General features: G+C 62.6%; 22 protein-coding genes. 1 reads left to right on the forward strand and 21 read right to left on the reverse strand.

Translation table 11 applies throughout. The features are described from left to right. The first annotated feature begins 76 nt into the window (after nt 1-76). On the forward strand, nt 77-1,459 hold the full coding sequence (gene atzF, locus RAD10_RS17765) for an allophanate hydrolase (protein WP_461618536.1): 1,383 nt from the start codon (nt 77-79) through the stop codon (nt 1,457-1,459). A gap of 97 nt (nt 1,460-1,556) precedes the next feature. On the opposite strand, the gene RAD10_RS17770 is transcribed toward atzF, so the two are convergent. The 21 genes from RAD10_RS17770 to RAD10_RS17870 form a co-directional block, all read right to left on the reverse strand. Then, nucleotides 1,557-2,282 (reverse strand): Crp/Fnr family transcriptional regulator, encoded by a 726-nt coding sequence (locus tag RAD10_RS17770; protein WP_461618537.1) that lies wholly within the window; start codon nt 2,280-2,282, stop codon nt 1,557-1,559. Between the two features lie 68 nt (nt 2,283-2,350). Further along, nucleotides 2,351-3,226 (reverse strand): ABC transporter ATP-binding protein, encoded by an 876-nt coding sequence (locus tag RAD10_RS17775; protein WP_461618538.1) that lies wholly within the window; start codon nt 3,224-3,226, stop codon nt 2,351-2,353. Beyond that, the gene (locus RAD10_RS17780; RefSeq protein ID WP_461618539.1) at nt 3,214-3,876 is read right to left on the reverse strand and encodes an ABC transporter permease; all 663 of its coding nucleotides are present in this window, start codon (nt 3,874-3,876) and stop codon (nt 3,214-3,216) included. Before RAD10_RS17780 ends, RAD10_RS17775 begins: the two co-directional genes overlap by 13 nt. Before the next feature lie 113 nt (nt 3,877-3,989). Then, a complete protein-coding gene (locus tag RAD10_RS17785; protein ID WP_461618540.1) occupies nt 3,990-5,096 on the reverse strand; it encodes an ABC transporter substrate-binding protein in 1,107 nt (368 codons plus the stop codon). A gap of 229 nt (nt 5,097-5,325) precedes the next feature. Continuing rightward, complete coding sequence (locus tag RAD10_RS17790; protein ID WP_461618541.1) at nt 5,326-6,285, reverse strand: fatty acid desaturase; 960 nt, start codon at nt 6,283-6,285, stop codon at nt 5,326-5,328. Between the two features lie 474 nt (nt 6,286-6,759). Next, nucleotides 6,760-7,185 (reverse strand): hypothetical protein, encoded by a 426-nt coding sequence (locus tag RAD10_RS17795; RefSeq protein ID WP_461618542.1) that lies wholly within the window; start codon nt 7,183-7,185, stop codon nt 6,760-6,762. A 70-nt stretch (nt 7,186-7,255) separates the two neighbouring features. Continuing rightward, on the reverse strand, nt 7,256-7,951 hold the full coding sequence (locus RAD10_RS17800) for a transglycosylase SLT domain-containing protein (protein ID WP_461618543.1): 696 nt from the start codon (nt 7,949-7,951) through the stop codon (nt 7,256-7,258). 45 nt (nt 7,952-7,996) lie between these two features. Continuing rightward, nucleotides 7,997-8,482, reverse strand: a complete 486-nt coding sequence (locus tag RAD10_RS17805) for a hypothetical protein (RefSeq protein WP_461618544.1) — start codon at nt 8,480-8,482, stop codon at nt 7,997-7,999. Nucleotides 8,483-8,548: 66 nt separating this feature from the next. Then, a complete protein-coding gene (locus tag RAD10_RS17810; RefSeq protein ID WP_461618545.1) occupies nt 8,549-9,064 on the reverse strand; it encodes a YbjN domain-containing protein in 516 nt (171 codons plus the stop codon). A gap of 18 nt (nt 9,065-9,082) precedes the next feature. Next, a complete protein-coding gene (locus RAD10_RS17815) occupies nt 9,083-10,129 on the reverse strand; it encodes a peptidylprolyl isomerase (protein ID WP_461618546.1) in 1,047 nt (348 codons plus the stop codon). Next, a complete protein-coding gene (locus RAD10_RS17820; protein ID WP_461618589.1) occupies nt 10,126-10,677 on the reverse strand; it encodes a hypothetical protein in 552 nt (183 codons plus the stop codon). The genes RAD10_RS17815 and RAD10_RS17820 overlap by 4 nt, the downstream gene beginning before the upstream one ends. A 50-nt stretch (nt 10,678-10,727) precedes the next feature. After that, nucleotides 10,728-12,563: a putative porin gene (locus RAD10_RS17825; RefSeq protein WP_461618547.1), complete on the reverse strand. Its 1,836-nt coding sequence runs from the start codon at nt 12,561-12,563 to the stop codon at nt 10,728-10,730. 53 nt (nt 12,564-12,616) lie between these two features. Continuing rightward, nucleotides 12,617-13,336: a TonB C-terminal domain-containing protein gene (locus tag RAD10_RS17830; RefSeq protein WP_461618548.1), complete on the reverse strand. Its 720-nt coding sequence runs from the start codon at nt 13,334-13,336 to the stop codon at nt 12,617-12,619. Next, nucleotides 13,333-13,818, reverse strand: coding sequence for a hypothetical protein (locus RAD10_RS17835; protein WP_461618549.1), 486 nt, complete (start codon nt 13,816-13,818; stop codon nt 13,333-13,335). The genes RAD10_RS17830 and RAD10_RS17835 overlap by 4 nt, the downstream gene beginning before the upstream one ends. 59 nt (nt 13,819-13,877) lie before the next feature. Then, the gene (locus RAD10_RS17840; RefSeq protein ID WP_461618550.1) at nt 13,878-14,282 is read right to left on the reverse strand and encodes an ExbD/TolR family protein; all 405 of its coding nucleotides are present in this window, start codon (nt 14,280-14,282) and stop codon (nt 13,878-13,880) included. Nucleotides 14,283-14,287: 5 nt separating this feature from the next. Beyond that, entirely contained in the window at nt 14,288-16,276 is a 1,989-nt protein-coding gene (locus tag RAD10_RS17845; protein WP_461618551.1) for a DUF2341 domain-containing protein, read from the reverse strand. Beyond that, nucleotides 16,276-17,940, reverse strand: a complete 1,665-nt coding sequence (locus tag RAD10_RS17850; RefSeq protein WP_461618590.1) for a ShlB/FhaC/HecB family hemolysin secretion/activation protein — start codon at nt 17,938-17,940, stop codon at nt 16,276-16,278. The genes RAD10_RS17845 and RAD10_RS17850 overlap by 1 nt, the downstream gene beginning before the upstream one ends. A 319-nt stretch (nt 17,941-18,259) precedes the next feature. Next, entirely contained in the window at nt 18,260-19,249 is a 990-nt protein-coding gene (locus RAD10_RS17855; protein WP_461618552.1) for a FecR family protein, read from the reverse strand. Nucleotides 19,250-19,660: 411 nt separating this feature from the next. Next, nucleotides 19,661-20,203: an RNA polymerase sigma factor gene (locus tag RAD10_RS17860; RefSeq protein ID WP_092252027.1), complete on the reverse strand. Its 543-nt coding sequence runs from the start codon at nt 20,201-20,203 to the stop codon at nt 19,661-19,663. Between the two features lie 191 nt (nt 20,204-20,394). Beyond that, on the reverse strand, nt 20,395-20,691 hold the full coding sequence (locus tag RAD10_RS17865) for an energy transducer TonB (protein WP_461618553.1): 297 nt from the start codon (nt 20,689-20,691) through the stop codon (nt 20,395-20,397). A gap of 425 nt (nt 20,692-21,116) precedes the next feature. Further along, nucleotides 21,117-21,920 carry an STN domain-containing protein gene (locus tag RAD10_RS17870; protein WP_461618554.1) on the reverse strand — a complete coding sequence of 268 codons (804 nt, stop codon included), beginning with the start codon at nt 21,918-21,920 and terminating at the stop codon, nt 21,117-21,119. Nucleotides 21,921-22,011: the final 91 nt, after the last annotated feature.

Consider the following 22,011-nt stretch of genomic DNA (forward strand, 5'->3'; position numbering starts at 1 on the left):
GAGGCGCTTAGTTGCTTTCACTGCTGGGCAGCGGCTTCATATTTATGGGGGTCATGCCCCTCAGGAGTTTTATTCCGTGCCGCAAGCTATCTTATCCGCGCAGAATCGGCCTCTACGTTCGCCTGCCGAGCTACCCTCCATCATCACAACCGCCTATGAGCGCATCGAACGGGACCGGCATCGCAACTGCTGGATCTATGTGCGGCCCATAGAAGAAGCGCTGGCCGAGGCTGATGCCCTTGTACAGCGAGCGGAGAAGGGTGAAGTCCTGCCGCTCTTTGGCGTGCCATTCGGCGTCAAGGACAATATTGACGTTGAGGACATGCCAACAACAGCAGCCTGTCCGTCATTCGAGTATGTGGCTGCGCGATCGGCCAGATGCGTCGAGAGTTTGACGGCCGCAGGTGCGATCTGTCTTGGTAAGACCAACCTGGATCAGTTCGCAACCGGACTGTCCGGCACCCGCTCCCCCTATGGCGCCTGTTCCAGCGCGGCCAACGATCTGTATATCTCCGGCGGCTCGAGTTCCGGTTCGGCTGCTGCCGTAGCATCCGGCCATGTTGCCTTCGCTCTCGGCACAGATACCGGCGGCTCGGGCCGGATTCCCGCAGGCTTTAATGGGATCATCGGGATCAAGCCAACCGTCGGCCTCGTCTCATCCCGGGGGCTTGTGCCGAACTGTCCGACGCTCGACTGTCCCTCGATCTTCTGCAATTCCATTGCCGAAGGTCGACTTCTGCTCGAGTTGATTGAAGGATTCGACGATACCGATCCTTTTAGCCGCCAACGGATTGCCTCGTCCTCCCTATCACCTCGCAAATTCCGATTCGGCCAGGTCTCTGTCGGTCATCTGAATTCATTCGGCATGCCGGAATGCAATGAACTGTACGGGCAGGCCTGCACGAGACTTTCGGGACTGGGAGGCCAAACCAGGCAAATTGACTTCGCGCCCTTCGCCGAAGCCGGTGAAATGCTGTTTTCAGGGGCTTGGATTGCCGAACGTCACGCGGCGATCAGCAAGCTCCTGGACATCGATCATGGAGACCTGCTTGATGTCATCCGCAACGTGCTGAGCGCAGCTGCCCGGTTTTCCGCAACAGATGCGTTCGCCGCGCAACATCGACTTTTGACGCTGCGACGCCAGATCCAATCGCTTTTCGAGGAGATCGATGTCTTGGTGGTGCCGACCGCGCCACGCCCCTTCACGATCTCGGAGATGATGGAAGATCCCATCACGCTCAACAGCCGCCTCGGTTACTACTCCTATTTTGCCAATCTCGTGGACTTGTGCGCGGTGGCAGTTCCCAACGCAACGCTCGGCAACGGCATGCCGATGGGCATCACTTTGCTAGCGCCTGCGTGGCGTGACCATGCTCTTCTCGACCTTGCCGAGCGATGGCTGCCCGATGGGAAGGCTGCGCTGTTCGATCTAAAAGTATATCCGAAGGCCGCGTCCTAACGCGCGATGCGATTAGGATGAATCGTCATCGCGCTTTAGGTTGTTGTTTAAGCATGATCTTTTCGGAAAACCGCTGCACACTTTTCCGGATCATGCTTTAGACGACTTCGAGATCGAGAGCGCGCATATTGAGGATCACAATCAGGCCCCGGTGATAACGGATGACGCCCCTTGCCTGCATGCGGGAAAGCTGCACCGTCACCCATTGGCGAGTTGAGCCGATCAGATTGGCGAGATCACCATGGGTGAACGGGATCCCGATCACGATCTCACGACCTTGCTGCGAGCCGTAGATATTCGAGAGAAAAACCAGCAGACGATGCAACCGCTCGGTCACCGAGCGGGTCCCCAGCATTTGCGCCATGGCCGAGTAGCACCGTGCCTTGAAGGCGAGCGCATCCAACAGCGCGACCGCGATACTTGCTGATTGATGCGCCAGCGCGCGCAAGGCTGGGCCGGGTAAGAACGTCACCCGGCTCCGTTCCACTGCAACCGAAGACCATACGTGGGCACCAGTACCGAACAGATCCGGGCCGCCGACGAAATTGCCGGCGAACCAGTAGGCCAACGTCACCTCGCGTCCGGAAGGAGCCGCGTAGTAGCTGCGAATACGCCCTTCTTCGATCAGATAAATGCCGTTCTGCAGATCGCCCTGACGCCAGACATGCTTGCCTGCCGGCAGGACCTCCTCGCGGCCGATGGCGAGGACACGACGCCGGTCAGTCTCACACAACGGATCCAACAAGCCGGGCAGCGGCCCGACCAGAGCATCCGATCCCGCCAGCATGATGCCTGTCGTATTCCTGAGACTTGCTACTGACATCTGCTCGCTCCCTTGCCGCTGGAAGGGAAAACCATTCAAGAGCCATGCCAGATCTGGCGTTCAGGCGCTTACGTCCTGATTTCCATTTGCTCGAAAGCTCGGCGGCCTTCCGAGCGGATCAGGTCAAGGCAATCCCGCTTGAGGGCGAGATAGGCAGCCTCCGCAACGATGGCGCTGGAGCGCGGTCGCGGCAGGCTCACCTGAAGATCCTTGAGGATGCGGCCAGGGCCCGCACTCATGATCAGCACACGGTCAGAAAGAAGGATCGCTTCATCGATGTCGTGTGTGACGAAGACGATTGTCGCGTTGATCCGCTCGCGGAGCTCGAGCAGATTGTCCTGCATGACCGCCCGGGTCTGGGCATCCAGCGCTCCGAACGGCTCGTCCATCAACAGTACGCGCGGCTGATTGGCGAGGGCACGGGCAATCGCAACCCGCTGCTGCATGCCTCCCGATAGCGTGTGCGGATATGCCGACGCAAATCTGGTCAGTCCGATCATCTCGATGAGGTCGTCGGCGATCCGCAGCGCCTCCGCTTTCGGCTTGCCGAGGGCGCGGGGCCCGTGCGCGATGTTCCGGCGCACCGACTTCCACGGAAACAGATGTGGCTGCTGGAAGACCATCCCGATCTCGGGCCGTGGCTTGCGCATTGCTTCGCCGGCGATCAGCACTTGGCCTTCGAACGGCCGCTCGAGGCCGGCCATTGCATTCAGGAGCGTGGACTTGCCGCAGCCGGATGGACCGACGATCGAGACGAATTCTCCCTGGGCTACCGCCAGCGATACGCGGTCGACCGCGATGACCTGTCCGCTCGGCGCATCGAAGACGATGCTCAAATCCTCGACCCGGATGATCGCCTGACGCGCCGGGGCGGATGGCGGGTACGTATCCACGAGCCTGAGCGGCTGGTCTGGACGAAGCAAGCTCGGGGTCATCGCCACCACACGGCACGTTCGGCAAGAGTCGCAAAGGAACGGTCGGCGATGAAGGAAAGGAGGCCGAGAGCCGCCAACCCGCCCATGACCTGACCCGTTTGCATGTTCTGTTGCGCAATTTCGATACGATAAACGATACCGGCGAACGCTCCCGCCAACTCGGCGGCGACCAGTGTGTAGAAGGAGATGCTCACCGCGGTCCGAAGACCGACCGTGATGTAGGGCAGCGCGCCAAGAAGGACGATCTCCCACAGCATCTGCGGCTGCGGCGTGCCGAGCATCTGGGCGGCACGGATGAGTCCGCGGTCGACTTTCTGCACCCCGATGTGGGTCGCGAGCCATACCGTGAAGAACACGCCCCAGACGACCAGGAATAGCTTGCCTGTCTCCGAGAGGCCAAACCAGAGGATGACGATCGGCACGAAGGCGATGGGAGGAATTGGACGAAGGATGTGAAACAAGGGTGAAAGCAGGCTGGACACCAGCCGGAACCGGCCAGTCAGGACGCCGAGCACGATCCCGCCCGCGGCCCCGATCGCAAATCCCGCGGCCACGCGCGAGAGGCTCGCCATCAGGTCGCCGAAGAACTGTCCGCTGCGGATCCATTCGAGAACGGCGACAGCGACGGTCGATGGCGGCGGAAACAGCACGGCGTTCACGATGCCGGAGCGCGCAACCAGTTCCCACACGCCTGTGAAGGCGGGCACGGAGAGAACGGCGACCAGTACGCTCAGCCGTGCGGTCGCGCTGGCACTCCTGCGTCCCCCACCGCTCACGGGCGCGCCTCCAGTGTGACGCGAGCCGGATCGAGCGCCTTCAGCGGCGCCGTCACCAGGACTTTCGAGAAATCGGGCATGCTCGCGCCAGGAGGATGATTGCCGGTCTCGAGCCGCCAGGCGGCATGGGTTTTCAGAGTCGTGAGAATCCTGTCGTCGAGGCGCACACGGTAAACATAGTCCGGCCAGATCGCAGCCAATTCATCGCGTTTCATCCCGGTCGCCGTGGCGATGACGTCGATCGCATCATCCTGATGCGCCTTGAGCCAGCCCTCGGCTTCGATGAGGGACGCCAGGAACTTACTGACGATCGCAGGGTTGGCCGCGAGGTAGGACTGCGTCACGACAATATTGAAGGTCTCCGAGTAGAGACCTTTGGTCTCAAGCGGGATCGCGCCTTCGCCAAGAGCCTTCTTCGCATTCGCGACGTGCGGCTCCCAAGTATCGAACGCATCGATGCTCCCGGCCGCCATGGCGGGAAGCATCTCCTGAGGTCGCAGGTTGACGAGCGTCACGTCCTTCGACGTCAGGCCCGCCGCTTTCAACAGAACCGACGTGTAAACTTCGCTGCCGGTTCCGGCCGTAAAGGCGATTCGCTTTCCACGCAGATCAGCCTTCGTCTTGATCCCGGCAGAAGCCGCGGTCATGGTCTTGAGATCCGAATATTCCATCCCCGCCACGAAGGCGATCGGCTGTTGCGCCATCGCGGCCGCCGTGACCGGCGCCTCGGCGGTTGTCGCGATATCCGCCCCTCCCCCAAGCACCGTATCGAGGCACTGCTTCCCGCTGGTGAAATTGGAGACCGAGATATCAAGCCCATGCTTGGCGAAAATGCCTTTCGCATTCGCGACGATCGCCAGTCCCGAGATCGGCCCGAGATTCTGGGCGAGACGGGCCTTCAGCAATTCTTCGGCTGTCGCGCACTCGGGCGTCGCAAACAGGAGGGACGCAGATAGGACAAACGCGGCAAAGCGAAGAGCGGTTGTTGATCGCATGCCAAACCTCTGTGATGCCGGCGATCGGAGTGATCGACCGTGACGAAAGGGTCGTCTGAAGACGGGAGACCGTGAAGCAATTAATCGACAAGGCTCGACGCTGTCCAATTTTCCCGCAAGTAGACCAGCTCCCGACCGTGCCTGGGCAATAAATTCATCAAGCTGCCCACACCTTGGGCGCATCGTGGCTGAGGCTGATCTGTTCGGGCCCGGAGTCGCCTCCCGAGATGCCGAGAAGGCGCCTGGTGGGACCCGTGTTCGCAGTGCGGGTGGCATTTCGGCGCCGCCGGCTGCGGCAACGGCACCCTGCTGCCTCTCATGAAGCCGTGATCCCGATTCAATCAGAACCGATGGGACTTTCGATGCCGTTGCGTGCGCGGCGAAACCAGGCCCACGTCTGCCGCGTCACTGCGATGTAGCCTGGGCCCCGGTAGACGATCTGATCGGCGACGATCCGGTTCAGTTTCGGCAGCGCATGGAACGGAATCGAAGGATAAGCATGATGCTCGACATGATAGGGCATGTTCCATGCAAACCATCGCACGAACATGGCGGTATAGGTGGTGCGGGTATTCTGGAAGGCGCTGCGCGTGCGATCGCAGCCGGTGTGTTCGGCAAGAAGATACGGACGCAGAAACAATTGACCGACGATCACGGGAATGACCCAGACCCACAACAGGATCAAGGTGTGCTGCGCGACCGATGCCAGCAGCAGCGCGACGTAGCCTGCCAGATGGAAGCGCGCTTCCGTCACGACAATGTGGCGCTTGCTTTCCGGAATCCAGGGCGACGTGGCATTTCCGGTCAACGCGTGGCGAAGCATCAGCCGCACCCGGAAGGCAACCTGCCGCAAGCCGCTGTAGACGATCACCAGTTGCGCGTCCGAGGTCGGGGTCGGAACCGACAGCAGTTCCGGATCCCTCTTTGGATCCTGCGTATAGCGGTGATGATCCCAGTGGAACAGGCAGTAGTATTCGTAAGGCAAGCCGACTGCGAACGAGGAGAGATGACCGAAGGCGAGATTAAGTGCGCGGCTACGAAACGCCGTCTTGTGGGCGGTCTCGTGTACCACCATGAATAGGAATGCGACAAAGTAGCCTTGGATGACGACCAGCGGCAACGCCCAGACTATTCCGTATCGCGACGAGGCCAGCCAGATCAGCGCGCCGACAACGACAATGACGCCGTAGTGGCTGGCCGCGCGGACCAGGCCTTGCCAATCGGACCGCACGGACAAATCGCGCAGCATAGCTGGAGTCAGTGGCTTTTCTCCGGTGGCAGTGATCGCGTTGCTCATGATCGTAGCCGCCTCCTTCCGGGGTGATCGCGCTCGTGCGGACGCTGGAATTCGTCGAGCACATACCGACCCTAGGGAGCGACGCCGCAATGCAGAAGCAATTAATTTCGCGGGCGTTCGTCACCGGCATCCGAGATTGCGGCCCTCGCCTCACCGCATTGGCCGTCACAAGATGTTTGTTGATCTCCCGGTGCACATGTCGTGCACACGCAGCCTTCTAACCGATTGATAAATTTGAACTCTCACTCCAATCCATCATGGGCCACGGAAAAACGGTGAGATAACATGCGGACCATATAGACGTTCAAGTCCTCCCCGGGAAAAGCAGATTTCATGACTGCGCCGGGCCCGATGACAGGCTTCGCGAAGCATCGAAAGCAGCGTCGCCGCGGGATTCTGATTGCTTCGTCAGCAAACCGCCGCGAGAGCTGAGACGCTGTCGGAGCGCATTCCGCTAACAGGCCTTGGATCCCTTCATCGATGCCCGATCGGCGAGGAGAACACCGGCGGCGGCCGCCGGTAGGGAGCGACGGAAACGCCGAAGTTCCGGCCATATTGCTGCTGAACACCGGGGATGTTGACGACCCCGAGCTTGGGGTCAGGCGACCTGGCATCGATGGGCGGCAGATTGATGCTTGGATTGAGTCGATCGACCTCCCTCCTGAGCTTCTGGTTGAGGCAGTCCATCGATCGGCTGGATCCGATCTCCACCTCTACGCATCTGTCTGGCGAGGCCGGCGCGCGGCTGGCGTTGGGCGAAGCCGGCATGCGGCCATCAGGAGCGATCCTGGGGGCGCTGCTTCCGATCACGATCGGCGGAAGAACGTTGACCTGCTCTTCGGCCACGGCTTGTGACAGGAGACAGGCAGTCAGAACGAACGAAGGCGCCATCAGCCGCATCGCGATCTCCTCTTCCAAAGAGTGGGCGCGAACTGGCTCACCCCGGACAATCCGTTCGTGCGCACGGCCCCTATCGCCCCGCCCGCGCCTGCGCGACGAGCGCGCTGAGCTGGGTGTTGAGCGCAACAATATTCACCGTGCCCGTTCGCGATAGGCCCGGACATTTCCGCCCGCAGCCGCGGCCCGATGGAGCCGGCTCGCCAAACGTCGGCACGGGAACACTGCCGGTCACGCGAAAGCCGCGAGCGGTGAGCTTGGAACGCACCGCCATGCAGTAGTTCACCGAAAGGAACGAGAAGCGCGTTTCGCCGTGGCCGGCGCGATATTTCATCGCGGCGGTACAGAGGTCGCCGCCGGCGAGGCGCCAAGCCTTCGCGAGATAGACGACACCGTAATGGATGTTGATCTCGGGCGCGGCCAGATCGGCCAGCGAGCCGGAGAACCCCAGCATGCGTGCCGTCGAGGGCAGAATTTGCATCAAGCCAACCTCGCCGACCCCGCCGACGGCCCCAGGATCATATCCGCTCTCCACAGCCATCACCGCCTCGGCGATCTCGGGCGCGAGACCGGCCTGCGCGGCCTCCTTTTCAATCAGGGCGCGATAACGCGAACCCGCATCGGGGGCACGCGGTGGCAGCGCTTCGACCGCGGCGTGACGAGCGTCGACCGTTTTCGGTGCCGAGGTCGTCTCGGCGCGAGCGCCTGCCGTAAACAGTTGGGCGAGCAGAAGCAATCCCGGGACCAAAGCAGTCGACGGGAGCGACATCCATGACCGCGCCAAACCAGCGCTCCCGTTGCGAGCCGACATTTTCTATTTCTCCTGCTGCAATCGATCCGTCGCCCGCAGCGAGAACCGCAAGTGCAGCGGTTGCAGCATCTCGGGCGGTGGCACACCAACATTGCGTCCGGTCAGCAAGGCCCGAAGCTCGATGGAAACTTTGGGGTCCCCGAGTCCGTCAAACTCGACGCGATGCAGCCGACCGTCCGACGATACCCAAGCTCGCAGAACGAATGTCACAGGCACCGCATCGCTGCCTGTGATGCGGCTGTCCAGGTACTCCTGGAAATGTCGTGCCCTTTCGTCGTCGGACGCCAGTCGTTGCTCGATCTTCTCCTTCAATTGCCCTGCGAAAGCCCGCCAAGCCGGCGGAGCTGCATCGGCCGCACGGTAGTCGCTCCTGTCCGCGGCAACGGGCGATGCGTCGACGCCAGCTCCGGCGGCAAGCAAACCGGCCGCCGCAGCCAGCGAGCCGACGATTCTATTCCACCACGTTGCGCGGGATTCTCGATCGGCCATCGTCAACATGTCTCGTTGGACTTGCGCGCGAACTCTTTTCGAACGCCTCGGGGACATCGCGACGAGCTACTGAAGAGCGGCCGCCGGGCCGCTGACGTCGGCGTTCTCGTATTCCGCTGCCTGTTCGACCGGCACCGTCGTTCCCTTCCTGGCCGACAGCTCGCGAAGTTCATCGCGCAAATAAACGATCAGCTCCTGGACCAGGCGATCCCAAATGTCGATCTGCGCGCGCAGATGGTCCGCGGTCACGCCGCCCACGACCGAGACATCCAGGGCAAGCACGAGGAACTGCTGACTGAGTTGAAGACGCGCAAACCGGCGCGTTGCGTTCCAGCGATTGACCAGATCGAGCGGAAGCTCGCCCTGAACCTGGAGCACCGCAGTAAAGGCTGCATCGACGAAACTCTCCGCGTCCGCGAGCCAATTCCCCGGACGAATGTCGAAGGTCAGACCGCCAGTTGCCGAGCGGAGATAGATCAGATTGACCACGGGATCGGTGAGCTCCTCCACGCGGTAGCCGACCTGTTGCAGTGCTGAACGCAGATCATTGAGGGTGAGCTTGACGATAACGGTATTGGACATTGCTAACTCCACTGCGACTCATTTCCGGGAATTGTCGAGCAAGCCCGAAAGGGCAAGCTCGTTGAGAATGGGCGGGTTCTGCTTGAGCAATTCAGCGAGATAGGCCCGCCGCAGCGCGGTGGCCCGCTCGCTGCGCATCTGCTGCACCAGCTGATCGCGCACTTCGGGCAAGGTCCGGGTGTACGCCGCTTTGGTGTCGATTAGCTTGATGATGTGCCAGCCATCGTCGAGCCGGACAGGCTCTGAGATCGTATTCCTGGCCAGTCCCTGCACCTGCGCCTTGATCTCAGGCCGGATCTGGTTTTCAGCCACCCAGCCGAGATCGCCGCCGCCTTTTGAACCGCTCTCCGCCTGTGCAATCGCGCCGAAATCGGCGCCTGGCGCCTTCAGCTTCGCCTGGATAGCTTCGATCGCCTTCTTCGCCTTGTCGTCAGCCGCCTTGTCGCCCTCGGTCGCCGCGACGAAAATCTGCGCGAGGTGGAACTGACGAGGCACCAGCAAGGCGCCGCGGTTCGCGTCGTAGACCTTTTGGACCTCGTCCTCGCTCGGGAAACTCTCTGGAGGGGTCGAGACCGATTGCAGATAGATCTCGACCACGGCGTTCTCGCGCACACGATCGAGCTGCGCCGCGACTTTTGGCTGCTGATCCCACTTCTTGGCGATCACCTCCTGCAAGACCAGCCGGTTGGCGAGCAGCATGCGAACCGCCTGGCTCAGCAGCGCCGGGTCCTTCGCGAGCGCCGCCTGCTCGCGCGCTCCCAGCGCGCCGACATAAGCGCGGAGCTCCTCCGCCGAAATATTGGCCTCGCCGACCCGGGCGATGACATCATCGCCGCCGGTCGTCCTGGCGGAAGCGAGCCCCTGGGTCGACGGTGCGGGGGTCGCCGGCGTCGGCGCTGCCGCGGCGGGAGCCGTCGGCTTCGGCTTCACCGCGGGTTGAGCCGGACGTTGAGGCGCCGGCGCGGTCTGGGCAAATGCCGTCTCCACCGACAGGCTCAGGATCGCGACGGCAGCTCCGACAACAAGGGTCGATCTCGAAGATCGGATAACGCTGGGACGGTTCATGGTGTTGCCTTCTGGTCAAGCAGCTTGTCGATACTTTCCTGGACGAAATTTTGCGCGCCGACGCGGCCTAGACCCGTCAGCGGCTCGCTCGCGACTGCGGCATCGCCCAGTGTCAGGCTGCGATATCGGTTGAGAATGTCGCGGCCGACATTGACGAGTTGCACGTTCTTGGCTTGGCAGCTCTTGGTGCTGGCCTTGAACGCTGCTGCCTCGCTTTCGAACTTGGCACGCTCGGCGTCCTTGGTGCGGGCGACCGTGGCGGCCTCCTCATAGGCAACCTTCCACTTCTCCAGCGTCTGGTTGCGCTCCTCCAGGCGCTGATTGAATTCATCGACTGCTTCGCGATGCTGCTTCTGAAGCTGCTTCGCTTCCGCCTTGGCCGCATCGATCTGCGCCTTCAGGGCCGCCTTCTCGCGGTCAGCGTCCGCAATCTTCGCCTGCAGCGCCGTGCGCTGGTCCTCCATCTGCCGCGCCTGTGCGATGGCGCTGCGCAGCGCCTCGCGCAGGCGGTCAGTCTCGCTTTCGGCACGAACCTCGCCACAGAACATCGCAGTCGCGAATACCGCCGCCACGAGACCGGGAATCCGGGGATGCATGATCAGAACCTCGCGTTCAGATCGACTTGCAGGACATCGACGGCATAAGGCACGCCCGCAATGTTGTTCGCGCCCAGCCAGCGGACGCTGGCCCACACGTCATCGCTGAGCCCTACATTGCCGCCGACGAAGTAACCCTTCAGATTGGTACCGCCGAGCCCGAAGTCGGAATCGACGAACGCGTCGATGGTGGCGTCGGATTGCAGATATTTGTAACCCGCATGCACGTTCCAGTCCCAGAGGTGCTTGATCTCCCTATGGCCGACGGTGACGCGGCCGAGCCATCCCTGATTTCCGCCGTTGAAGGCACCCGGCACACCGGCCGCGACATCCGGCCCGCGGTTGTTGACGGCATATCGATTCATCAGATTGCGGTCGAACGCGCTGTTCCAGACGTACTCGCCGTCGAGCACGATGTGCACCGGGTGGAAATGTCCGAGGTCGAATTGCACGCTGCCGACGACGGGCCGATATTGCCCGACCAGACCGAAATATTGATAGAGCGGCGGGACCGGCACCGTAGGATCGGAGACGATGTTGCGCAGCGTCGTGTAGGTGTTGCCCTTCTGCGCGAAGGACGGCCGGGTCAGATCGGTATCGCACAGATCCGATGCCGACTGCACCGGACAGGGGCTGGAGAAGCGTCCCTGGACATTGGAGAAATCGTAGTAGGCGGCTGCGACTCGCATCGACGTCTCGGAGCTGAGGCGCGCCGCCACGCCCGCCTGACCGCCGAACAGCCATTTGTCGTGGTTGGCGAACTTCGTGACCCCACCGGTCCTCGCGTCGAAATTGGTACCGATGTTGAAGTCGGTATTGTAGATCGGGAACGCACCGGCAACCGCGAACGGTGTGACGTCCTTGGCGATCTCGTACCTTCCCTGCACCGCGAGACCGTCAAAGCCGAGGTCCCTGTGCCAGACAAGATCGGTCGGTGACCAGAATGGATTGTCGAAGCGGCCGACCGACAGCGCCAGATTGCCGTCCCAGGATTGATGCTTCAGATAGCCTCGATCGAGCCACAATGCGTATTTCGAGAAATTACCTCCGTTCGCACCAAGCGACTGATTGGTGGAAACGGGCGAACTGTTCTCTCCCGTTGCGATGCGTATGCCCGCGGTGAACCCATTGAAGATGTCTGCCTCCATGCCCAGGCGAGCGCGAAGCCGGGCCTGGTGGCGGTCCTGGGTGGCGTTGTAGGTCGGCGCGAAGCTGTTGCTGTTCAGATCGTACGGTGAACCCGTGTTGATCGCGTTGAAATTGTATGCGTGAAGCTGGTCGTTGCCTTCCGGAAAGAAACTGCCCTGATAGCGCGAGCGCACATCGCCCGAGAAGCGGATTCGCTGCGCCCATTCCGGATAGGCGCCGGGCGAGGCCCAATTCTCCTTTTGCGCCTTGGCCATCACTTCCTTCTTGATCTCCTCCCGCAACTGCCGTTTGACGACCTCTGGCACGTACGTGACGTGCCGGGTGCCGGGCGGCGAGACTGCTGCGGCCGCCGCGGTCGCGGCCTTGGCCGCTTCGTCGGCCTTGGCGGTGGCGTCCTTCGTGGCCTGGCGCGAGACATAGGCTTCGTCGTCGGCCTGCTTGATCAGCGCCTGAGCCTGCTCCTCCTTGATCACGCCCTGCTTCACCAGCAAGTTGACGAGATTGATCGTCGTGTTCGACGACAGGGGCTTGGCGTCGGACACGGTCGGACGCTTCGATTCGGACTTCTTCGCCGCCGGGCTCTGATCCGGTGCGGCCTGGCCAAAAGCCGGCGCCGCGACGGCAAGCGCACACAGCGATATGGCGGTCGACGACGTCAGGCGGCGTGCGTCGTATCTCTTCCTCAACATAAGTCCCCAGTCCTCTGCTAGTCACTCGACTCGAACGAATTGATTGCGGATCGTCAGCTTGGCCGGCGCGCAGTGACGCGCGCCACTATCGGCATCGGCATGTCCCGGGGGGGCGGCTCCCGCAACACGAGGCTGCCAAACACGTCGGTGCGGATGATGGCGTCGAGCTCGGCGTCGCCGGTCGACGAGACCAACTGAATGCGATTGACGCGGCCGGTCGCATCGGCCCACAGCCGGATTTGCATCTGCATCGTCGCATTGCGCGTCTTGCCGTTGGCGTGCAGCGCCGCCTCGATCTGCGACTGCACTATCGCCTGATACCAGCCCCATCGACTGCCGCCGCCGCCTCCGCCACCATAGGGACTGCCGCCCACCTTGCTGCCGAGATTGAACAGGTCGCCGGGTCCGACGGCCTTGGCGTCGAGCGCCAGCGGGCCTGGCGGCTCTTCGTTCTTGGCGTCCTTGACCGGCTCGTCCTTCGGCTTCTCGACCGGCTTGTCTTCCTTAAACTCCGGCTCCGCCATCTTCGGCTGCTCGATCATCTTCTGCTCGGGCGGCGGTGGAGGTGGCGGCGGAGGCGGCGGCGGCGTGATGTTGACGACCGTCAATTCGCGCACCTGGCGCGGCGGCGGCATATCGTCATGACCGACGAACATGAATATCGCGACGGCAAGGACGCATGCGATGGCCAGCGCAGCACCGTAGCGCAGCAATGGTTTCGCTCGTGGCAGGGATAGCCGCCGCGGCCCGCCCTGTTGTTCCGGCGCATTCATGACACCGCCTCGAGCGCGACCGGTTCGGAATTCCTGCCGGTGACGTACTGCATGACGAAATTCACGACCGTATCGAAGTCGGTCGTATCCAGCGTGATCGTGGCATCGGGAGCCGCCTCGATGACGACGTGATAGGTGGACCGATCAGCCAGGAAGTCGACATAGGCGACGCGATCGATCGACAGGCGCGAGCCCGGACGGCGCGACATCACGAGCAGCAACGGATCGCGTTCGGGGGCGCGGCTCGCGACCTGCTTGCGCAGCAGGTCCGCAAGCTTGACCAGCAGGGCTTCGCCACGAATCGGGAAATGAAGCACCGTGCCGGTATCGGGCGCGCTTCGTCCGACGCCGGCTTGCTGGACCTCCCGCATTCCAGCAGTCGATGCCCGCGGCTCGAGCGAATGCGCGCTTACGACGGTCGATGGCGCGTCGACGGCGGCCCAGTCCGCACCGGACGATATCCCGCGAAGCCATGCCCACAAGGCCCTGGCTCCCCTTCGCGGATCGGCGCGCATAACCATGGAGGTGCCCATTCGTTCCGTCACTTCACAAGCGGCTTGGTCGCGAGCCCGACCTGCGTCAGGCCAACACGGCCAAGCAGGTCGAGCACGTCCATCACGCTCTGATATTGGGCTTGCGCATCGCCGCGGAGCACCACGGGGAATTCCGGCGTCAACGCCTTCTGCTGCACTAGGCGCTGCTCGAGCTCCGACAGCGTCACCGGGATCGTATCGAGGAAGATCTTGCCGTCGTTGGCGACCGTGATCGCCTTGGTGGTCTGGGTAGCGAGGCTCGGCGCAGCTGACGCTTTCGGCAGATTGACCTTCTGGCCCTGCACAGTCGCCGTCGTCATGATGATGAAAATCACCAGCAGCACGTAGGCGAGATCCAGCATCGGCGTGATGTTGATGTCGTCATACGGCTTGGAGTCGTTCTGGACCTGCATCGTCGTTACTCCGCGGCGACGCTGCGTTCGATCTGGTCGGTGGAGTAGAACTCCGCCATTTTCGTCACGAACTCGTCGACGAAGACCTGGATGTCGGTCGTCAGGTCCTTGATACGGGAGATCAGATAGTTGTAGCCGAACAGCGCCGGGATCGCGACGCCGAGGCCGGCGACCGTCGCGACCAACGCGGCGGCGATGCCCGGGGCGATCGCATTGACGTTGACGTCTCCGCTGGCTGCGATAGCGGCGAAGGTGATCATGACGCCCACCACGGTGCCGAGCAGGCCGAGGAACGGTCCGCCCGAGATCGCGATGGTCAGCACCACCATGAGCCGATTGAGCCGTTGCGTCTCCTTCACCGAGCCGCCGTCCAGCGCGGCACGGATGGCGGCAATCGACGCGGGCGAGAGCACTGGGATACGCTCGCCCTTTCCGGCGAAGCGATGGCGGATCTCCGAGGCCCCGATATGGTAGATCCGATAGAGCGACGACGCCTGCATCATCTTGGCTTCGACTTCGTCGATCCGGCCACCCAGGGTCCATATCTCGTCGGCATCGCCGCGATCGAGCATGGTGAGATCGGCCGCGAGCTCGCGGAAGCTCTTCATGAAGCGCGCGTTGGCCTTGGCTTGCCTGTTCAGGTAGGAGGCCCTGTCGTACATCACGACCCAGCTGACGACCGCGAGGATCAACAGGATGCCGATCACGATCCAGCCGTCGAGCGTCACCGATTTCAGGATCACTGCGAAGTAACCCGACAGCCAGCTCGCGGTCTCCTCGTCGACGCTGAAAGTCACGAGCTTGGCCTGGTTCGGTCCCTGCCCGGTGGCGACGAACTTGACGAAACCCGGCGACCGCGCAACCTTTGCGAACTGCAGTTCGTCGATGTCGCCGACGAAGCCGGCCATGGCCGCGGCGGCGGCGGTTGCGGCCTCCGGTGCCGGGGCTGACGCATCCGGAGCTGCCGCACCGTCCGCTGCAGACGATGGCTGTGCCGCCGCGGGACCGGCCACGGGTGACGCAGGCGCTGCGTCGCCCCCGACCGTGGCATTCGTGCCAAGCGCCGGCAGCGGTGCCGCGAGCGACGCATAGGATGCACCATCAAGGTAGAGTACGACTTGGCCGCCGTTCGCGACGACGGCGACATGATGCCAGCCATTCGGTGCCAGCGGCGCAGCGCCGCCGCTGCGTTGCGCAGACCCCGCATTCGTCACCTCCACGAACGGCACGCCATTATCCAGCCCGATAACGAAACCGTTGGTGCCGTCGCGGCGGCTATACAGGGCTGCGTTGGGCTGCATCGCTCCCGGCTTGATCCAGGCGGACCATGTGAATGCAGCGTTGTCGCTCAAGGCGAGCGACGGCGCAGCCGGCAGGGTCAGCACGCCGCGACCGTCGAGGCGCAAGCCGGTGCCGATCAGCGAGCCGTCTGCCGGCTGGCCGACGCTTTGCGCATTGTTGGCCCAGACCGACGCGTCCAGCGCCGGCGTGCCCCGTTCGTTGAAGTGATAGACCAGCAGCGTATCCGGATCGTAAGTCCCCTTCGGATCGCTGGTCGCGACCGCCTTCTTGTTGCCCGAATAGAGCCAGATGTCGGTCTTGGCGCCGGGCTGAAGGTTGGGCACGGCCACCCAGAGCAGCGCCTCGCCGAGCAGCGAATCGTACTTCTCGATGTGGTGCTTCAGCGGCGTCTTGTCGTCGCCGGCCACGAACCGCAGATCGGCGCCATCATCCTTTGCGGGCGCAAAACGGAAATTTCCGACATGCAGCCGGACCAGGACGGGCGCAGTCCCGATCGGATCGGTAATGCCGGCGCCCGATGCGCTGGCGTCGATCGTGATCTTCTTGCGGAGCTGCCACTCATCGTTCCACCACGCCTTGGCCGGCGACGGACACAACATTGTGGCCGCAACCAAGGCCGGCAACAGTCCTGTCAGAGCTCGCCGAAGCGCCGATCGGCACGCGCCAGCCATATGATCCCATCCCGCAGTCATCAGAATTCACCCCAGATTCGGAAATTGACGCGCGGACTCCTCGCGCTCGAGTAGGTCTGACTGACCATCGGCACCGAATAGACCAGCGTGCCGTTCAGGTAGTCGAACATCTTGAAACGGCTGCCGACGCCGTAGCTCCACAGATTGAACTGCGATTGCTGTTCGGGAAGTGCGTTCAGCATGGTCGCCATGCCGGCGTCCGCGAATGCGAACGCCCGCCATTCGTTGAAGATCGTGAAGCGCGCCTTGCCCTGCCCGGTCTCGTCCTTCATCCGGCTTTGCAGCATCTCGCCTACATTGGGGCTGCGCAGCTCGAGATTGCCGACAATGCCGTTGTCCCCAAGCGTCTCCGACTCGAGATAACCGCGCACGGTGTCGAGGCCGCCGACACTGAACTGCTCGCTCGAGACGAGCGGTCCGTCCGAGACCTGTCCCTGCACCTTGCCGTAAAGCTGGAATCCTTCCGGCAATTCCTGGGTATGCGCGACATCGACGTTGAAATGGGTGAAACTGGGGGAAGCCGCGTAGCGCTTGTTGTCGAACGGCACCACGCCATCGCCCAGCGGGCGCAGATTGTAGGTGACGGCGGCATTGAACTGGGTCGTGAACCCCTCGTCCTGGAATGTCGCGCCATAACTCGCGACAAACGGATAATAGGTGACCGGAGACGAGAAGCCGACACCGCCGAGCTTCACGGTCTGATCGAAATGCTTGTAGTCGACCCCGGCCGAAAGCGTATGGAACAGGTTTTCCCGCGTCGGCAGCGTCATCACCGCGCGACTGCCGATGATCTCTCCGGGCCCGATCACGTTCGTGCCGCCGACGGTCGCGACATCGCTGCTCGATTTCACGCCGTAGACCAGGACGCTCAGCCAATCGACGTTCTGCACCCGCGCCAGATAGGAGCCGGAAAACACTTCCGCGTCGCCCGGACGCTCCGGCGCGACCTGGTAGCTGAAATTCACGGAGTGGCCGAGCTGCCAGAGATTGTCGTAGTGCACCGTGCTGCTGACGCGCAGCGCCGTCGTATTGGGGGACTTGCGGTTATTCACTTCGACGTTGGCATGTATCGGGACCTTGTCCTCGACGTTCAGATCGACGTCGACCGTGCCCGGCGTCACACCGGCGCGCAGCGCGGGAGTTACGCGTCGGTTGGGCCACTGGTTGAGCGCGACGATATCCTTGGTAACCTCGTTGAAGTTCGGGACCGTCCCCTCCTTGAGAGAGCCAGCCCCCTCGGCGATCTTGTCGAGCCGGAAATAGCGCGCGTTCTTGACCCGCAGACGGCCGACCTTCAGCTCCGTCACCTTGAGGGTAATCATCCTGGCCTGCGCATTCTGCTGCGGAACGGAGACGCTGACGGTCTGATAACCCTTGTCGTGATATGCCTTCTCGAGTGCCGTCCGCGCCTTCTCGACGTCGTCGGCACTCTTGTTCGGCCCGAGATATGGATAGACCGCCTCCTCGATGTCGATCTGCGGGAGCGTCTCGGCGCCCTGGATTGCGAAATCGTCGATGTCGAACCGCTGCACGACGGCGGCGGGCTGCGCGGCAGCAGCTTCACTTGCCGCGGGAGCAGACGGGTTGTTCGTCTTCGGCGCGCCGGCTGCGGAGACCTTGGCCGCATGGGCTGGAAGCGCGGCAACGAGGCCGCCGGCCAACATGCCCGCCATCAGACAAAACAACGCCGTGCCCGCCGACGCACGCCGGCGGTGCTCGCGATCAATTCGACTTTTCACAGATGCCCCGCCCGACTCCCGAACCAGCTAAACGAGGTCACGGCCGGACACCGTGATCACGTCCCCTCGCTCTAAAGACGACTGGGCTTTGCCCAACCCGCAAAACTTTTTTGCGAGATCGGGAAACGTTAGCGATTATTTTACGAGCAGCATCCGGCGTGACGTGCCTGCATCGATTCTCGCGCAGTAAGGAGAATGGGCGCGGCAACGAGTCTGCGCATATTCGAACCCGACGGGATGGGGTTCAACCGAGCAGCACAACTCCGCCCGGCAGCGACCGCGCCTGGGCCCCGAACAGCTGCTGCACCTGGGGCACGAAATCCCCGAGCTTGTCGATCTGAAACGTGCCGTTGACCATGCGGCGTTTGAGATCCGCATTGGTGATGATGATTTTCCCGGAACGATAACGATTGACCTCTTCCACGACGTCCGCAAGCGGCCGATCGCGGAAGATCAGGAGCCCTGATTGCCAGGCCGTCACCTGCCCCGGGTCGACCTGCACCGAGGCTTCGATGCCGCCCGGCGAATAGGACACCTGCTGTGCCCTGCCAAGTCGCACCGTTCTCTCGCCTTGCGCGACATCCACGCTGCCGCTCAGACAGGTCACCGACACGGCGCCATCGAGACAACGCGCATTGAAATCCGCTTCCACCGCGGAGATCTGACCATTCGCCGCCAGCAGCACAAAGGGGGTGGCGGCGGACGTCGCTGCTACAGAGGCTTCGCCCGATATCAATTCAATCCGGGTTTCTTTCGACGCCGAACGCAACGCGATGCTGGTCTGCGTATTCAGCTCCAGAGACACGTTCGGCGCGACCGCGATTTTGCGCAACTCGCCCTTTCCCGTCCGGTAATCGGCGGAGAGTTCTCCGAGCGACGGCCAAAGGCCGAGCGGCGGACGAACGATTGCGTACCCCACCGCGGCCGCTGCCGCGGCGCTCGCACCTCCCAGAAAGGCGCGCCGCCCAATGGGCCGCGACACCGGTCTTCGCGTCAGCCGTGCGACGTCTCCTGTCACCGGCCGATCCGCCAACTCCTGCGCAGCGACGCCAGCATGACGAAAGACCAGGGCGGCGTTCCTGAAGGCGGCTTCGTGCGCGCCGCTTTGCTGACGCCACGCTTGCAGCGCCTCGACATCTGCCCTGGTCGGTTCACCCGTCTTGAGGCGAACGACGAAGTCCAGGGCTTCGTGCAGAAGCGCATCCGGCTCAGTTGTTTCGTTGGTCGCGGTCAAGATCCCTAGCCCATCTATCGCACTCGCCAGACCGGTACCCACACCGGGCCAAAGACGGTCAGAGGCGATATATTATCGATTCCCCTCAATTTCGAACAGCGCCCTCTGGACCGGGACATCGGCCGCAACGCCCCGGCAATCAACGGCAAGACACATCCGCGGTCGGGGAAGCGAGCGGCCGCGACTGCCGGCTTAGCCCACCTAGCAATCGCTGTCACTGCCGTCACCTGCGTCATCCCCCCGGAAGTCCTCTGTTTAGCTCGCGGCCTGAGACGCCTGCCGGTGCATCTATTCGATAGACGAATGGCGCCCGGCTATCCCGAAGAAAAACCGTGCAAGGATAGCCTATCGATCAAACCTTCTGCCTGCGCAAAAAAGCCCTCCGATGCGCCGGGTTGCAATATCGACGCGCTAGGATCGCGGACGCGGGCCGCCGAGACGGCGTCGCAATGTATGTTCGAGGCTGTCGGCACAATGACCAAGCGCCAGCTTCAGATCGCTCTCGACGGTCCGGATACTGACATTGAGACGCGCGGCGACCTGGTGCGCTGGTTGCCCCTCGATCGAAATGCTCCGAAGAACCTCGCGGGGCCGTGGCGGCAACTCGGCAAGCGCGCGCTTGAAAGCCTCGATTTCCGAACGCGCCTCGACCACTCTGGCCGGATCGGGTTCGTCATCACATATATCGAGAAGCGCATCTATCTCCGACGCGCTGACACGGTAGTTCTGCGCTTTCTGGCGATCCTTCGCGATGTTGATGGCGGTACGAAAGATGTAATCGGCAGGACTGCGTACGGGCTCGGCATCCGTGACTCGGTCGAGACGCAGAAACGTTTCGTGCAAGGCTTCGTGGGCGAAATCGGCCGATCCCAACCGGCGCGTAAGCTTCCGGATCAGGCCTTCATAGTTCTCGACCAACTGCCCCCGCAGCCGTATTCGATTGCTATCAGCCACGTTTCACGTGCCCAACATACTCTGGCATTTCCGGCGCAAACATTGCCTACGCAACTACTGCAAAAGGTTCGGAAGGTCGTAGCGTTGCCGGGCTACACATTTATGACACAAGGCGTGAGCGACGACATCGCGTCCGGCCCGCCACTGCACGGATGCCCTGTCCATCGCCCGGGCACGGACCTCATGACGGGTCAAAACTCGAGCTCCAGATGAATATTGAGCCGATCCGGCAGCTCGGGCGGAATCGGCGGCAGCGGCTGGGCTCGCCGGATGGTCTCGATCGCCTCCTTGTCGAGCAGCAATTGACCCGAGCTCGTCCGAACCCAGACGCCGAGCAGCGTACCATCCCTGGCCATGGCGAACTGCGTGACGACCGTTCCTTCGAGGTGCATCGCGCGCGCCGCGTTGGGATAACGCTGATAGCGCGAAACGTGCCGAAGCAGCGACTGCTGAAATTTGATGGCGGCACTGCTCGCAGGTCCGCTCACGGCCGACGGCGCCGACATGACATTTGAGGGCGGAGCGTCTCCGGGCGAGAAGCTTCTCGCTTTCGGGACCGGAACAGGATCGTCGGATGGCGTCGGATTTGGGTCCTTCAATGGCGTATCGGCGCGACTGGCGACATTCGCCGTTTCCGGTTGAGAATCCGAAGCGACTGCTATCGGAACGGCATCGGGCCGCGGAAGCAGCTGAACCTGCACGATCGCAGCCGACTGTTGTCCAGGAGAGCCGGCTGGCACTTGCATCCTGATCCAGTAAACGCCGCCCACGAAAAGAACGGCCGCCAGGGCGGGAATACCCAGCAGGCGATAGAACTCTCCCGATGGCGAGGCGGCATCCAGCTCGTCGTCTCGATAGGATCCAAAGACCGCCGCTCGTCCCTTCTCGTTCCCGGGGCGGACATCGCTGTCGCTCATTGCAAGGACTTCACCATGATGACGACGCGGACCGGCTGTGGCGTATTCGCTGGCGCCGGCTTGCTGATCGTCAGGCCCCGAAGCGCCGCCGACACCGCAAGGTCCCGTTCATGGTCCCCGGTCGAGCGGAACAACTCGGTGCGCTCGATCGTGCGTGCGGGATCGATCCAGATATCTAGCACCGCGCGATAATTGCCATCGCGCGTCCTTGCGTTCTTTCGAAGTGCATTCTGAATGTCCATCTGCACTCTTTGGCTATAATCCTGCAATCTGGCGGCGTCGTCGGCATCGCCGGTCTGACGCACGCGCAGTCTTCCCAGGAACAGATCCGATGTTGCGAGCGGAGCCGCCGGAGGTGCATAGCCGACACCCTCTGCGCTGGGAAGAGCAAGCGTGATGGCGTCGGGACGAATGTAGCGCACCTTCAGCTCCGTGCCCGCGAGCAACAGGTTCAGAGCTTCATCGGCGGCATACGTTCCTTCAACCGCGACCGACGTTCGGCCGACCGCGGAGTTGCTTTCATAGAGCACTTGAATGCCAGTAGTCTGTCCATAGGCTTGCAGCGCACCGGCCAGGGACTGTGCCGGAATGCGGAATGCGATCGGCCTTTCCGCACGCGCCACCCGGTCTTCTTCAGCGGCATTGGCGCCGAGGATGACCGTCATCAGCCAGGCGGGCAATAGCACCAGCAAGCGGAACGCGGCGCGGCGACCGCCTCGAGGACCGTCGGCATTCAACGCCGCGACGCCATGCAATGTAACTGCTTTCATCGGGCTGCTCTTGTCGACCAGAAACCGCACTTCGGCTGTCTGGATCGTTGAAGCGCGGGCGAATGCCTCCTCTATATCGTTTGCATGACAGTGATCTAACCGGTGCATCCGGCCGGGTGGG

The sequence above is a fragment of the Bradyrhizobium sp. 23AC genome (assembly GCF_054863025.1).

Excerpts from the sequence above, each read along its gene's own strand:
- RAD10_RS17770 (WP_461618537.1), bottom strand. The coding sequence starts at position 2,282 with ATGTCAGTAGCAAGTCTCAGGAATACGACAGGCATCATGCTGGCGGGA.
- RAD10_RS17790 (WP_461618541.1), bottom strand. The coding sequence starts at position 6,285 with ATGAGCAACGCGATCACTGCCACCGGAGAAAAGCCACTGACTCCAGCT.
- RAD10_RS17795 (WP_461618542.1), bottom strand. The coding sequence starts at position 7,185 with ATGCGGCTGATGGCGCCTTCGTTCGTTCTGACTGCCTGTCTCCTGTCA.
- RAD10_RS17800 (WP_461618543.1), bottom strand. The coding sequence starts at position 7,951 with ATGTCGCTCCCGTCGACTGCTTTGGTCCCGGGATTGCTTCTGCTCGCC.
- RAD10_RS17805 (WP_461618544.1), bottom strand. The coding sequence starts at position 8,482 with ATGGCCGATCGAGAATCCCGCGCAACGTGGTGGAATAGAATCGTCGGC.
- RAD10_RS17810 (WP_461618545.1), bottom strand. The coding sequence starts at position 9,064 with ATGTCCAATACCGTTATCGTCAAGCTCACCCTCAATGATCTGCGTTCA.
- RAD10_RS17815 (WP_461618546.1), bottom strand. The coding sequence starts at position 10,129 with ATGAACCGTCCCAGCGTTATCCGATCTTCGAGATCGACCCTTGTTGTC.
- RAD10_RS17820 (WP_461618589.1), bottom strand. The coding sequence starts at position 10,677 with ATGTTCTGTGGCGAGGTTCGTGCCGAAAGCGAGACTGACCGCCTGCGC.
- RAD10_RS17825 (WP_461618547.1), bottom strand. The coding sequence starts at position 12,563 with ATGTTGAGGAAGAGATACGACGCACGCCGCCTGACGTCGTCGACCGCC.
- RAD10_RS17830 (WP_461618548.1), bottom strand. The coding sequence starts at position 13,336 with ATGAATGCGCCGGAACAACAGGGCGGGCCGCGGCGGCTATCCCTGCCA.
- RAD10_RS17840 (WP_461618550.1), bottom strand. The coding sequence starts at position 14,282 with ATGCAGGTCCAGAACGACTCCAAGCCGTATGACGACATCAACATCACG.
- RAD10_RS17845 (WP_461618551.1), bottom strand. The coding sequence starts at position 16,276 with ATGACTGCGGGATGGGATCATATGGCTGGCGCGTGCCGATCGGCGCTT.
- RAD10_RS17850 (WP_461618590.1), bottom strand. The coding sequence starts at position 17,940 with ATGTTGGCCGGCGGCCTCGTTGCCGCGCTTCCAGCCCATGCGGCCAAG.